The 13,621-nt window shown below is 50.7% G+C and carries 9 protein-coding genes and 7 tRNA genes; 2 read left to right on the forward strand and 14 right to left on the reverse strand.

Going from position 1 to position 13,621, the window contains the following annotated elements; translation table 11 throughout:
• Positions 1 to 66: 66 nt before the first annotated feature.
• Positions 67 to 1,872, forward strand: coding sequence for a protein-disulfide reductase DsbD (gene dsbD, locus MON40_RS09175; protein WP_003777672.1), 1,806 nt, complete (start codon positions 67 to 69; stop codon positions 1,870 to 1,872).
• An 85-nt stretch (positions 1,873 to 1,957) separates the two neighbouring features.
• On the opposite strand, the gene MON40_RS09180 is transcribed toward dsbD, so the two are convergent.
• The 14 genes from MON40_RS09180 to ccoG form a co-directional block, all read right to left on the reverse strand.
• On the reverse strand, positions 1,958 to 2,347 hold the full coding sequence (locus tag MON40_RS09180) for a hypothetical protein (protein WP_003777670.1): 390 nt from the start codon (positions 2,345 to 2,347) through the stop codon (positions 1,958 to 1,960).
• A 336-nt stretch (positions 2,348 to 2,683) separates the two neighbouring features.
• Positions 2,684 to 3,496 carry a pyruvate formate lyase 1-activating protein gene (gene pflA / locus MON40_RS09185; protein WP_003777668.1) on the reverse strand — a complete coding sequence of 271 codons (813 nt, stop codon included), beginning with the start codon at positions 3,494 to 3,496 and terminating at the stop codon, positions 2,684 to 2,686.
• Between the two features lie 292 nt (positions 3,497 to 3,788).
• A complete protein-coding gene (pflB, locus tag MON40_RS09190; RefSeq protein ID WP_003777666.1) occupies positions 3,789 to 6,074 on the reverse strand; it encodes a formate C-acetyltransferase in 2,286 nt (761 codons plus the stop codon).
• 394 nt (positions 6,075 to 6,468) lie between these two features.
• Positions 6,469 to 6,558, reverse strand: a tRNA-Leu gene (locus MON40_RS09195).
• 23 nt (positions 6,559 to 6,581) lie between these two features.
• Positions 6,582 to 6,659, reverse strand: a tRNA-Cys gene (locus MON40_RS09200).
• A 10-nt stretch (positions 6,660 to 6,669) separates the two neighbouring features.
• Positions 6,670 to 6,743 (reverse strand) — tRNA-Cys (locus MON40_RS09205).
• Between the two features lie 27 nt (positions 6,744 to 6,770).
• Positions 6,771 to 6,846: transfer RNA gene (locus MON40_RS09210), tRNA-Gly, on the reverse strand.
• A gap of 22 nt (positions 6,847 to 6,868) precedes the next feature.
• Positions 6,869 to 6,944: transfer RNA gene (locus MON40_RS09215), tRNA-Gly, on the reverse strand.
• 26 nt (positions 6,945 to 6,970) lie between these two features.
• Positions 6,971 to 7,046: transfer RNA gene (locus tag MON40_RS09220), tRNA-Gly, on the reverse strand.
• Between the two features lie 39 nt (positions 7,047 to 7,085).
• Positions 7,086 to 7,161, reverse strand: a tRNA-Gly gene (locus MON40_RS09225).
• 86 nt (positions 7,162 to 7,247) lie between these two features.
• On the reverse strand, positions 7,248 to 7,808 hold the full coding sequence (gene pgsA / locus MON40_RS09230) for a CDP-diacylglycerol--glycerol-3-phosphate 3-phosphatidyltransferase (protein WP_003744331.1): 561 nt from the start codon (positions 7,806 to 7,808) through the stop codon (positions 7,248 to 7,250).
• 101 nt (positions 7,809 to 7,909) lie between these two features.
• On the reverse strand, positions 7,910 to 8,455 hold the full coding sequence (locus MON40_RS09235; RefSeq protein ID WP_003777663.1) for a hypothetical protein: 546 nt from the start codon (positions 8,453 to 8,455) through the stop codon (positions 7,910 to 7,912).
• 340 nt (positions 8,456 to 8,795) lie between these two features.
• Positions 8,796 to 9,308, reverse strand: coding sequence for a FixH family protein (locus tag MON40_RS09240; protein WP_049222620.1), 513 nt, complete (start codon positions 9,306 to 9,308; stop codon positions 8,796 to 8,798).
• A 60-nt stretch (positions 9,309 to 9,368) separates the two neighbouring features.
• Positions 9,369 to 10,880 (reverse strand): cytochrome c oxidase accessory protein CcoG, encoded by a 1,512-nt coding sequence (gene ccoG / locus MON40_RS09245; RefSeq protein ID WP_003777661.1) that lies wholly within the window; start codon positions 10,878 to 10,880, stop codon positions 9,369 to 9,371.
• A 516-nt stretch (positions 10,881 to 11,396) separates the two neighbouring features.
• Here ccoG and tkt point away from each other — a divergent pair.
• A complete protein-coding gene (tkt, locus tag MON40_RS09250) occupies positions 11,397 to 13,376 on the forward strand; it encodes a transketolase (protein WP_003777658.1) in 1,980 nt (659 codons plus the stop codon).
• Positions 13,377 to 13,621: the final 245 nt, after the last annotated feature.

Raw genomic sequence — 13,621 nt, forward strand, 5'->3', positions numbered from 1 at the left:
TTAAGGCCTATAAACGGCTGCTGCGTTTATAATGCGCCTGTTCAACCCTTCCACTGAGAAGACGCCATGAAAAAACTCCTTTACTTCTTTACCGCCTTTTTTGCCCTGTGTTCCAGCGCGTTCGCTGTAAACGCCGACGATTTGCTGCCGCCTGAAAAAGCGTTCGTGCCGCAAGTGAACGTTACCGACAAAGGCATCAACGTCGAATTCAAAATCGCCGACGGCTACTATATGTACCAATCGAAAATCGTCGCCGCCACCGCGCCTGAAGGCGTATTGGGCGAACCCGTTTTCAGCAAAGGCGAAGCCAAAGAAGATGAGTTTTTCGGCAAACAAACCGTGTTCCACCGCGCCGCTCAGGTCAACTGGCCTTACAAAAAAGCCGCGCCGACCTACAAGCTGACGCTGACTTATCAAGGTTGTGCCGAAGCCGGCGTATGTTACCCGCCTGTGGACACTTCTTTCGAGATTAATGGTAACGGCCTGTACCAGCCGCAAAGCGACGAACCCATATCCGCCAAAGACCGCTTCCTGCAACCCGATTCCGCCAAACCATCCCCCGCCGCCGCGCCTAAAGCCTCGCAAAACGACGACAGCAGCCGCTTCAAATTATCGTGGGACACATTAAACGCCAACCTGTTGGCGTTTTTTACCGCAGGGGTATTCTTGAGCTTTACCGCCTGTATGTATCCGCTTTTGCCGATTGTTTCCAGCATTATTGTCGGCGATAAAACCGCCGGCAAAGGCCGCGCTTTCGCTCTGTCCGTAGCGTATGTGCAAGGTTTGGCACTGACCTACACGCTGGTCGGCGTCATCGCAGGCTTGACGGGCGCGCTTCTGACCGTATGGCTGCAACAGGCATGGGTCGTCCTTGCCGCCGCAGGTCTGATGGTCGTCCTCGCGCTTTCCATGTTCGGACTCTTCAACATCCAACTGCCCAACGCCGTCCAATCCTATTTCCAAAACCAAAGCAGCAAACTCTCCGGCGGCAAAATCTTCTCCGTCTTCGTCATGGGCATACTCTCCGCGCTGATCGTCGGCCCCTGCGTCGCCCCGCCGCTCGGATTCGCCTTGGGCTATATCGGACAAACCGGTGATGCCGTTTTGGGCGGACTGGCGCTGTATGTCTTGGCACTCGGCACCGGCGTTCCGCTGATCCTCATCGGCACATTCGGCGGCCACGTCCTGCCCAAAGCAGGCGACTGGATGAACGGCATCAAATACGCCTTCGGCTTCATCCTGCTTGCCGTAGCCGTCTATCTCGCCACACCGCACCTGCCCTACTACCTCGTGGTCGCGCTTTACACCCTGCTCATGATCGTCCCTGCCGTCATGTTGCTGGTTAAATCCGGCAAACAAAAAGGTCGTCTGAAAACCGCAGCCTCCGTTTTAGGCTTCCTACTCATCATCGGCGGCGCATGGTTCGGCTGGCAAAGCGCAAACAAACAAACCACCGCCCTGCACCACTTCCTGACGCTCTCTCCCCCGTCCGAAGCAGGCAAAACCACCGACCACGGCAAAATGTTCACCGACGTCGCCGAACTCAAAGCCACCATGGACGCCGCATTGAGAGCCAACCCCGACAAACCCGTCGTTTTGGATTTCTACGCCGACTGGTGTATTTCCTGCAAAGAAATGGCAAACTACACGCTCAACCAGCCGCAAGTGCATGAAGCCGTCGATATGGAACGCTTCTTCCAAATCGACGTAACCGCCAACACGCCCGAACATCAGGCACTCTATAAAGAATACGGAATCTACGGCCCGCCGGGCATTTTCGCCATCCACGCCGACGGCCGCCGCAGCGACCCCTTGCTCGGCTTCGCCAAACCGGACGAATTCATCAACTGGTACAAACAAAACGAAAAATAAAGACGAAAGGTCGTCTGAAAACCTGAAACAGGGTTTTCAGACGACCTTTTTAAATGGTGGGTTTCAACCCCGCCACTGGTTACACCTATTTAATTTTCAAAATTGGAAGATTAAGATGTCTTAATTCATTTTGTTTCGGACATGAGGTCTTTAACGAGCCTTTCTTACCCTTTTCTACATCCAGGCGTATCGATATGAAGCATTGATTTTTATCATGAATATATTCATCTACATCATAACCCACACCCGTTTCTTCATCTGTATCAATTTCCAAATCCCCTGATTTTAATTTTGCCACGCCTTGCATCAAAGAATTTTTCCCTGAATTGCGCGGGTTATATATATCGAATTGTATATTTCCATTTTTCAAATGCTTTGTCTGAAGCAATAGCCCTGTTTTGCTTACTCGATATGTCCCTGAATAGGCTGACAAGGGTATAAAAAGTAAAAACACATATAAAAACTTTTTCATCATACTGCTCTTTCCTCAATTATAGTGGATTAAAATAAAAATGAGACAAGGCGGCAACGCCCGCCGTGTACGGGTAGTACATAAGGGCGTTGGCAACGCCGTATCATTGCAATTTTAATCCACTATAAATTTTAAAGATAAGAATGCTCTAGTAATCCAAGTTTGAACCGATACCACGTTGTCTCAACTTAGCCCAAAGATTGCGACTGAAGGTCTAAAATGACAATAGATTTATATGGTAACTGATTGATGCAATGGGCTGCAACAAATGGGATGAACGGCGAAAAGGTCGTCTGAAAGCGAATATTTCATTTTCAGACGACCCTTTTGGATTTGAACTCAATAAATAATGTTTTTGCCGTAACTTTCTAAAATTGATTTGATTTTGAGGATGGTTTCTTTGGGGGGCGGATGTACGCCGGTGAGTTTGTAGGTGTCGCCGCACAATGCCCATTTGTGCGCGCCCAGTTCGTGATAAGGAAGGAGTTCGACCATTTCGACGTTGTCCATGTCTGCGATGAATTCGCCGAGCAGGTGGGCGGAACGGTCGTCGTCGGTATAGCCTGGGACGACGACGTAGCGGACGCGTGCGGGCTGTTTGCGTTCGGCGAGGTAGTGGGCAAATTTGAGGGTTTTGGTGTTGGGGATGCCGACGAGGACTTTGTGGATTTCGGGGTTGATTTGTTTTAAATCGAGCATGACGAGGTTGGTATGGTCGAGCAGGTCGTCGAGGATGGAATCGTAATGCAGGGCGTAGCCGTTGCTGTCGAGGCAGGTGTGGATGTCGTGTTCTTGGCAGGCGGTGAACCAGTCGCGTACGAATTCGTATTGCAGGAGCGGTTCGCCGCCTGTGGCGGTAACGCCGCCGCCTGTGGCGCGCAGGTAGTGGCGGTAGGACATGACTTGCTTCATGACTTCGGGCACGGTCATTTCTTGGGCTTGTTCGGTGTGCAAGTCCCATGTGTCGCGGTTGTGGCAGTAGAGGCAGCGCATGAGGCAGCCTTGCAGAAAGAGGACGTAGCGCAACCCGGGACCGTCCACTGCGCCGCAGGATTCTACGGAATGGACGATGCCTTTGCCGTTGTAATGGCGGTGTCCGAGGTCTTTGGCGGGGGCGGGTATTTCGGGGTTGATGGCGATGGATGTCTGCATGGTGTCTGATGTACCGGATATTGGGGTCGTCTGAAAACTTGTTTTTGTGTTGCAGAGGGTTCTTCTTATTGGATTAATATGCGGGCATTGCGTTCCCTGTTGTGAGAAGTTTATGGGCTGTTTTTAAATAGGTAAATGGGTTTTAATGATAACTCTATTGTACCGCCTTCGGTCGTCTTGATTTAAAGTTAATCCACTGGATTTTGATATTATCAAACCATTGCTTCAGGCAAAATCAAGCCGGGTTCCGGATAATCCGTCCCCCGGCTTGGTTTACTGTAAACCCTTTGCTTTACATGGTTTGTGTAAAGGTACGGGTAATCACGTCAAGCTGCTGTTCTCGGGTCAGCGAGTTGAAGCGTACGGCGTAACCGGACACGCGGATGGTCAGTTGCGGATATTTGTCCGGATTGTTCATCGCGTCTTCCAGCGTTTCGCGGGTCAATACGTTGACGTTCAGGTGTTGACCGCCTTCCACTTCTCCTTCTTCGTGGTGGAAGTAACCATCCATCAGGCCTGCGAGGTTGCGTTCGCGGGAATTTTCGTCTTTACCTAATGCACCCGGCACGATGGAGAAGGTGTAGGAAATACCGTCTTTGGCAAATTCAAACGGCAGTTTGGCTACGGAGGTCAGCGAAGCGACGGCGCCGTTGACATCGCGGCCGTGCATCGGGTTGGCGCCCGGACCGAACGGTGCGCCTGCGCGGCGGCCGTCAGGCGTGTTGCCGGTTTTTTTGCCGTACACGACGTTGGAGGTAATGGTCAGCACGGACTGGGTCGGCGTCGCGTTGCGGTAAGTTTTGTGGGTCGCCACTTTTTTCATAAAGCGTTCCACCAAGTCGCAGGCAATATCATCCACGCGGTCGTCGTTGTTACCGAACTGCGGGTATTCGCCTTCGATTTCAAAGTCAACGGCAATACCGTTTTCGTCGCGAATCGGTTTGACTTTGGCGTATTTGATGGCGGACAGCGAGTCGGCGGCCACAGACAAACCGGCGATACCGCAGGCCATAGTGCGTTTCACGTCGCGGTCGTGCAGCGCCATCAACGCGGCTTCGTAGCTGTATTTGTCGTGCATGTAATGAATGATGTTCAGCGCGGTAACGTATTGGGTTGCCAACCAATCCATGAATTTGTCCATGCGCGCAAAGACAGTGTCGTAGTCCAAGACTTCGTCCATAATCGGTTCGGTTTTCGGACCAACTTGGTCTTTGGATTTTTCGTCCACGCCGCCGTTGATTGCGTACAGCAGGGTTTTCGCCAAGTTGGCGCGTGCGCCGAAGAACTGCATTTGTTTGCCGACCACCATCGGGCTGACGCAGCAGGCAATGGCGTAGTCGTCGCTGTTGAAGTCCGGACGCATCAAATCGTCGTTTTCGTATTGGATGGACGAGGTGTCGATGGACACTTTGGCACAAAACTCTTTAAAGCCTTGCGGCAGTTGTTCGGACCACAACACAGTGATGTTCGGTTCGGGAGACGGACCCATGTTGTACAGGGTGTGCAGCACGCGGAAGTTGGTACGGGTTACCAGCGTGCGTCCATCCAAACCCATACCGCCGATGGATTCGGTTGCCCAAATCGGGTCGCCGGAGAAGAGTTGGTCGTATTCGGGCGTACGCAGGAAACGAACCATACGCAGTTTCATCACCAAATGGTCGATAAATTCTTGCGCTTGGGTTTCGGTAATTACGCCGTTTTTCAGGTCGCGCTCGATGTAGATGTCCAAGAATGAAGACACGCGACCGAACGACATGGCGGCGCCGTTTTGCGATTTAACGGCGGCAAGGTAGCCGAAGTAAGTCCATTGGATGGCTTCTTGTGCATTTTTCGCAGGGCCGGAAATGTCGTAGCCGTAAGAGGCTGCCATTTCTTTCATTTGACCCAAGGCTTTGTATTGTTCGTTGATTTCTTCGCGGCGGCGGATAACTTCTTCCAAATCCACGCCGTTTTCCAAATCGGCTTGCAGCGAGTTGAACTGGTTGAGTTTGTCTTTCATCAAGAAGTCGATACCGTACAATGCCACGCGGCGGTAGTCGCCGATGATGCGACCACGACCGTAAGCGTCCGGCAAGCCGGTAATCACGCCTGATTTACGGCAACGGCGGATGTCGGGCGTATAAACGTCAAACACACCTTGGTTGTGGGTTTTACGGTATTTGGTGAAGATTTCGCTAACTTCGGGGTTCAACTCGACGTTGTACACTTTGCACGCGTCTTGTACCATTTTCAAACCGCCGAACGGCATGATCGAGCGTTTCAGAGGCTCATCTGTTTGCAGGCCGACGATGGTTTCCAAATCTTTATTGATATAACCCGGCGCATGGCTGGTAATGCCGGACACGACTTGCGCGTCAATTTTGTAGGGTTCGTGCGTGCGGTTTTCGACTTTGATGCCTTCCATCACGTCCGCCCACAATTTGGTCGTAGCCTCGGTCGCAGGTGCGAGGAAAGACGCATCGCCTTCATAAGGCGTGTAGTTTTTCTGAATAAAATCGCGCACGTCGACATTGGTTTCCCAATTACCGCCGACAAAACCTTCCCAAGCGGCAGGGCGTTGCTGTACATCGGTTGACATATCAAGCTCCTAATTTGTCAGATAGAATTTATAGGTAGAAGAAATTTACCTTTGCAGAATAGCACTTTAGCTCTATGAAGTGTAACGATTGGCGGAGATGTGAACGTTTACCCGATATTTTTTTGACTTACATCAATGAGAACAGTTATTACTTAAAACTACATTTTATTTTTCAAGCCTTTAGCGTGTAAACAAGTGTAGAATATAAAATTAAGCCCTGAAAACTTGTCCGGTTTTCAGGGCTTTTCCTTAGGTATTTGATTTCATGCAATTACATTGTGTAAAGGTCACAAGTTGGACACAAATTGGACACAAAGCAAAAAGACAGCCTGAATTATAAGCTGTCTTTTGGTAATTTAGAGTCTTAGATTATTCAATAAATTCATAGATTTATTGGTGCCCGGAGCCGGAATCGAACCGGCACGGCCGGTTTAGGGCCGACGGATTTTAAGTCCGTTGTGTCTACCTATTTCACCACCCGGGCGCAGACTGTTTTATATTGAAATTTGGAGGCGGGGGCGCGGATTTGAACCGGCCTATATAAGGGTTGCACCCCTTATAGCATAAACACTCTGCCACCCCGCCATGAAATGAGTGGAGGCGAGAGTCGGAATCGAACCGGCGTCCACGGATTTGCAATCCGCTGCATTACCACTTTGCTATCTCGCCAAACAAACTACCAGGTAGTGTTCAAACTGGAGCGGGAAACGAGTCTCGAACTCGCGACCTCAACCTTGGCAAGGTTGCGCTCTACCAACTGAGCTATTCCCGCATATCCAAATGTGCCTGAACGATGGAGCGGGAAACGAGTCTCGAACTCGCGACCTCAACCTTGGCAAGGTTGCGCTCTACCAACTGAGCTATTCCCGCATGGGGCACATCTGAAAATTAAACTGTGGAGCGGGAAACGAGTCTCGAACTCGCGACCTCAACCTTGGCAAGGTTGCGCTCTACCAACTGAGCTATTCCCGCATCGGAGAAACTTTATAGCAACTTAAGACAGGATTCGTTTGGAGCGGGAAACGAGTCTCGAACTCGCGACCTCAACCTTGGCAAGGTTGCGCTCTACCAACTGAGCTATTCCCGCCGAATGTCTGTTTCTTGCTGCTGTTTCTGAAGAAGACGCAATTATTATGGATTTAAAACTTGTCGTCAAGGGGTTTGTTTTATTTTTTATTTGATTTCCTGCCACGCCATTTTCAGATAATAGAACATTGACCAGAGGGTTAATACAGATGCGATAAACATCAATATGTTACCTGTCAGGTAAAAAATATTGTCAAATCGATTGGAGGCTAAGAGCAATAAAAATATGGCAACCATTTGCGCGGCGGTTTTAAATTTGCCGATCGTGGCAACGGCAACGCTGCTGCGCCTGCCCATTTGCGCCATCCATTCCCTCAAGGCGGAAATGGTAATTTCCCTGCCGATGATGATGATGGCGAAGATAACATAAGTACGGCCAAGGCTGACCAGCAGCAATAATGCGGTCGCTACCATCAATTTATCCGCAACAGGATCGAGGAAGGCGCCGAAATCGGAGGTTTGTTTCCAAAGCCTTGCTAAAAATCCGTCAAACCAATCGGTTACGGCTGCGAGTGCGAAAATGATAGCGGCAGTCCAATTGACGGTTTCCGGTGCAATCCACCCTTTTGGCAGGAAAAACAGCAAAGTAAAGACCGGAATCAGCAAAACGCGCATCCAAGTCAGAAAAATCGGTATGTTCCAAGGCATGATTTACCTTTGATGTGGTTATGATAGTTAATTTGCCTATTATAACGGACTTGTCTGTCTGAAAGCATATGTTTTCACCATCTTTCAGACAGCAAAAGCCTTCAAGTCCGTTTGTTTTTTCGATAAAACCTGCATTGAGGCAGCCATTCTTTTTGGCACGGGTCGTCGATAAACGACTTTAAAATCTTTTGAAAGGTTTGATTTTGGGCGTTGTATATGTTGCCTTTTAGATAACACGACGCGTAATAATGCGCCAATAAATCCGCCTGCTGCTCCATATTCAGCATACCGAAATGATAAATATCAGACAGATTGGGATAGAGATAGGCACGGCGGCGGCGGTAGCCTCCGCTGACGAACAAAAACAATCCGCCCAACCAGGTTTTAAATCCTTGCTGGTACTGCCAAACATGGGTCAATTCATGAATCATCCATATTTGATGGGACTCGGAAGCGAGGGCAAAGTCGTCAGGACAGTTATTGCGCGGGAAATAGATGTTCCCGTTGGGCGAAACGGCAACCTGCATGGTCGGCAGGCAAGGAATGCCTTGATAGATTTTGACGCGGGCGTAATCAATGCTGTCGGCAAAAATCAGCTTTGCCATTTTGATTTCGTTGTCCGTCAGCCTGCGCCAGCGTTTGCTCATACCTTGTCCTTGTTACTTTCATGACGACCGGGGTCGTCTGAAAACGGTTATCCTGCCTTAGCAGTCATTCAGCTACGTTTACAACCGATACTGCCCTACCCGCTTTATAGTGGATTAAATTTAAATCAGGACAAGGCGACGAAGCCGCAGACAGTACAGATAGTACGGAACCGATTCACTTGGTGCTTCAGCACCTTAGAGAATCGTTCTCTTTGAGCTAAGGCGAGGCAACGCCGTACTGGTTTAAAGTTAATCCACTATATTTGCACCAACATCATCACAAACCTTACAACATGAAGGTCGTCTGAAATTTTTCAGACGACCTTTTGAGCCTGTCAAACTATTGTCCTGAATCTTTCGGCTTCTGATTGGCGTTCTCAAACAACTTGTTCATAGGGGTCAGATTGATTGCATTGCCTTGACTGACTATCCATTTATCCTCCACCCGCCAAACACCCGAGGTATCTTCCACGCGCAGATACCAGTGGTTGGTCGGCGGCAGGGGTTTGAAAGTCGCTTCATACTCCATACGACCGTTTTGGATTTCCGCACTGACGGGGTGCAATTTGACGGTTTGGTCTTCCGATTTTTTAGTCGGGTGCATCAAAAGGAGATTCAAAGGCTGCTTGGGATCGAATTCCCCACTGACAAACACTTTGGCCGCATCCTTATCCGGACTGATCAGCACTTGCACCTGCATATGCCGCTTCACTGCCTCTTCATCGCGGTGAAGCTGGATGTCGATGTGTTTGCCGTCTTTGTAATAGTCGTCCGTTACCAAATCGGTTGCATGTTCTTTGGCGACGAAGAACATGGCGACACTGGCAATCACGACGAAAATAGGACCCGCCATCAACACCCACGGCCAAATGTGTTTGTACCAAGGTTTGACTTGTTTTTGCTCGGACACGTTTTATTCTCCGATAAAGGTTGCTTCTTCTTCCAAGATAGTAGGTTTGCCATCTGCTTTGCCGGTTTCGCGATAAGTGAAGGTAAACTCAATCGGATGGCTGCCCTTGTCGGCGTATTCGGGAATGGTGGAAACTTGGACAGGGATGGTCAACGTTTGGCGCGGTGCGATTTTCACGCCGCCTTCCGGCAATCCGGTCAGGGCAATTTCTTCAAAGCCTTTGACTGCCGCAGTCATCACTTGTTCGTTTTCACTATTGTTGATAATGCGCAGGTTGTATGCGTTTTCCAGCCAACCTTTGCTGTTTTCGCGCACCATCACGCCGCGGTCTTTCAAAATATCGACTTCGACCATTTTGCGGGTGGAAAGTCCGACCAAGAAAGCAATAATAACCACCAGCAAAACAGCGCCGTATCCCGCCACACGCGGACGTTTCAAGCGTTTTTTGATGTCGCTTTCAGGATATTCGTGTTCCAACGCGCCTTCGGTCGTATAGCGTATCAAACCGCGCGGATAACCCATTTTATCCATGATTTCGTCGCAGGCATCAATACACGCCGCACAGCCGATACATTGATACTGCAAACCGTCGCGGATATCGATACCGACGGGACAGACCTGTACGCACATGGTGCAGTTGATGCAGTCGCCCAATCCGCTGTCTTCTTTGTTGGCGGTTTTCTTGCGCGCGCCGCGCGGTTCGCCGCGTTCGGTATCGTAAGAAATAATCAGCGTGTCTTTGTCGAACATCGCGCTTTGGAAGCGTGCATACGGACACATATGCAGGCACACTTTCTCACGCATAACGTGGGCAAAGAAGAAGGTCATGAAGCCGTAAAACGCTGCGGCAAACATTGCGCCGCCGCCTGCCACTCCGGCAAACAAGTCGGGAACGAACTGGCGGATCGGGACAAACCAGCCCGCAAAGGTAATGCCTGTCCACGCGCAGACAAGGAAAATCAGCAGGGCTTTAGTTGCTTTGATGCGGATTTTAGTAAAATTCCACGGCGATTTTTCCAGCTTCAGGCGTTTGTTGCGGTCGCCTTCGACCAAGTTGTCGATCCAAAGCATGATTTCGGTGTAAACCGTCTGCGGGCAGGAATAGCCGCACCACAAGCGTCCGGCAATCGTCGTCCACCAAAACAGCCCGAAGGCGCAAATCATCAGCAGCAGGGCAAGGTAAATCAAGTCGCCCATACCCAACGACAGCCCGAAAATGAAGAAATGCCGGTCCGGAATATTGAAGAGTACCGCCTGACGGTCGCTCCAGTTGAACCACGGAATCACATAAAACACAAACTGCGTCGCCAATACGGCGGCTATACGCAATTTGGCGAACCGCCCTTCCGCTTTTTTCGGATGGATGCGTTCGCCTTCGGGATGGATTTGGATGACGCTGGATTTGGGTTTTGAGGGTTTGGGCGGAGCGGTTTTTGCCGGTTTCTCGGACTGCTCTTTCGAGGCAGCGTTTTTTTCTTCTGACACAGCGTTTTCGGCTTGGTTTTCTGTTGACATTTTTCAGTGTTCCTTCGTGTGTTTGCGCGCAGGTCTTTTATTCTGATTACTGGTTTGATTGGTTTTTCAGACGACCTTTTATATGCGTCGGAATCATATCATTTGAACTTGACCAAAGCAAAAAGCCCTACTTGGCTTTTATATGCCACCCGTTTTGATTTTTCCGTTGCCCAAGTCTGAAATCAGCGATATTCAAGCAGTTGCATATAACCGATGATGCTATGTTTATAGCGAATCGCTATATCTCTGATAAAAATTTATAAACTACTGTTTCAAAACGGAATAACAGTTAATCTCATCTGCTTTGCCTGTTTCAGACGACCCCTTATGCGGACAATTTTTAAAACAGGACAATGCGAAACCGATGCCGTACCGGTTTGAAGTTGTCCTTCTGATAGACGGAAAGGTCGTCTGAAAGCCGCCCATATCCTTGAAAGCCTGCCCGAATCGGGCGATAATCAACGGGATTTTCTTTACCGTTACCGTTTCAAACCAATACAGCAAGGAAGGTACAAAATGTCTCAACTGGCAAACGCAATCCGTTTCCTCTCGGCCGATGCCGTTCAAAAAGCAAATTCCGGCCACCCCGGCGCGCCCATGGGTATGGCGGAAATGGCGGAAGTATTGTGGACGAAATTCCTGCGCCACAACCCCGCCAACCCCAAATTCTACAACCGCGACCGCTTCATCCTCTCCAACGGCCACGCGTCCATGCTGTTGTACAGCCTGTTGCACCTGACCGGCTACAACCTGAGCATTGAAGACCTGAAAAACTTCCGCCAATTGCACAGCAAAACCCCCGGCCACCCCGAATACGGCTACACCGATGGCGTGGAAACCACGACCGGTCCGTTGGGACAAGGCATTGCCAACGCGGTGGGTATGGCATTGGCGGAAAAAATCCTTGCCGCCGAATTTAATAAAGACGGTTTGAACATCGTCGATCATTACACCTATGTCTTCATGGGCGACGGCTGCATGATGGAAGGCGTATCGCACGAAGCCTGTTCGCTTGCCGGCACCTTGGGCTTGGGCAAACTGATTGTTTTGTATGATGACAACAATATTTCCATCGACGGCAAAGTGGACGGCTGGTTTACCGAAAACATCCCGCAACGCTTTGAAAGCTACGGCTGGCATGTCGTTCCCAACGTAAACGGCCACGACACCGCCGCCATTCAAGCCGCCATCGAAGCCGCCCGCGCTGAAACCGGCAAACCGTCCCTCATCTGCTGCAAAACCTTAATCGGCAAAGGCAGCGCCAACAAAGAAGGCAGCCACAAAACCCACGGCGCACCTTTGGGCGCGGACGAAATCGAAGCCACGCGCAAACATTTGGGCTGGACTTACCCCGCCTTTGAAATTCCGCAAGAAATCTACAACGCATGGAGCGCGAAAGAACAAGGCGCAAAACTGGAAGCGGAATGGAACGGGCTGTTCGCGCAATACCAAGCCAAATATCCCGCCGAAGCCGCAGAATTCGTGCGCCGCATGGATAAAAAACTGCCGGAAAACTTCGATGCCTATATTCAGACGGCCTTGAAAGAAGTGTGTGCCAAAGCCGAAACCATCGCCACCCGCAAAGCCAGCCAAAACAGCATCGAAATCCTCGCTAAAGAGCTGCCTGAACTGGTGGGCGGTTCTGCCGACCTGACCCCGTCCAACCTGACCGACTGGTCGGGCAGCGTCTCCGTTACCCGCGACAAAGGCGGCAACTACATCCACTACGGCGTGCGCGAGTTCGGCATGGGTGCCATCATGAACGGCCTTGCCCTGCATGGCGGCGTGAAACCCTTCGGCGCGACTTTCCTGATGTTCAGCGAATACGAACGCAACGCCCTGCGCATGGCGGCGCTGATGAAAATCAACCCCGTCTTCGTCTTCACCCACGATTCCATCGGCCTCGGCGAAGACGGCCCGACCCACCAACCCATCGAGCAAACCGCCACCCTGCGCCTGATTCCGAACATGGACGTATGGCGTCCGTGCGACACCGCCGAATCGCTGGTGGCATGGGCGGAAGCGGTAAAAGCCGAAGACCATCCGTCCTGCCTGATTTTCAGCCGTCAAAACCTGAAATTCCAAGCGCGCAACGAACAACAACTGAACGACATCAAACGCGGCGGCTACGTCATCAGCGAAGCCCAAGGCAATGCCCAAGCCGTCATCATAGCCACCGGTTCCGAAGTCGAACTGGCTTTAGAAGCGCAAAAAGCCCTCGCCGCGCAAAACATCGCCGTGCGCGTCGTTTCCATGCCGTCCACCAACGTGTTCGACCGCCAAGACGCCGCCTATAAAGCCGCCGTCCTGCCCGAAGGCCTGTCGCGCATCGCCGTAGAAGCCGGACACGCCGACGGCTGGTACAAATATGTCGGACTGAACGGCGCAGTCGTCGGCATCAACCGCTTCGGCGAATCTGCCCCTGCCGAACTGCTGTTCAAAGAATTCGGCTTTACCGTGGAAAATGTGGTGGATACTGTGAAATCAGTGCTGTAAACGGCAGCCATCGCATCAAAGGTCGTCTGAAAGCGGAAGATGAAGGTTTTCAGACGACCTTTTTCCTTTATAGTGGATTAACTTTAAACCAGGACGGCGTTACCTCGCCTTGCCGTACTATCCGTACTGTCTGCGGCTTCGTCGCCTTGTCCTGATTTAAATTTAATCCACTATAAAACCGCCCAAACCGGTTTAACAAAAATCCAAATACCTATACAGTGGCGCGACCCTTCCTACGCCAACGA

Origin of the sequence: Neisseria macacae ATCC 33926 (assembly GCF_022749495.1) — a bacterium.
In the GTDB taxonomy this organism is placed as follows: Bacteria; Pseudomonadota; Gammaproteobacteria; order Burkholderiales; family Neisseriaceae; genus Neisseria; species Neisseria macacae.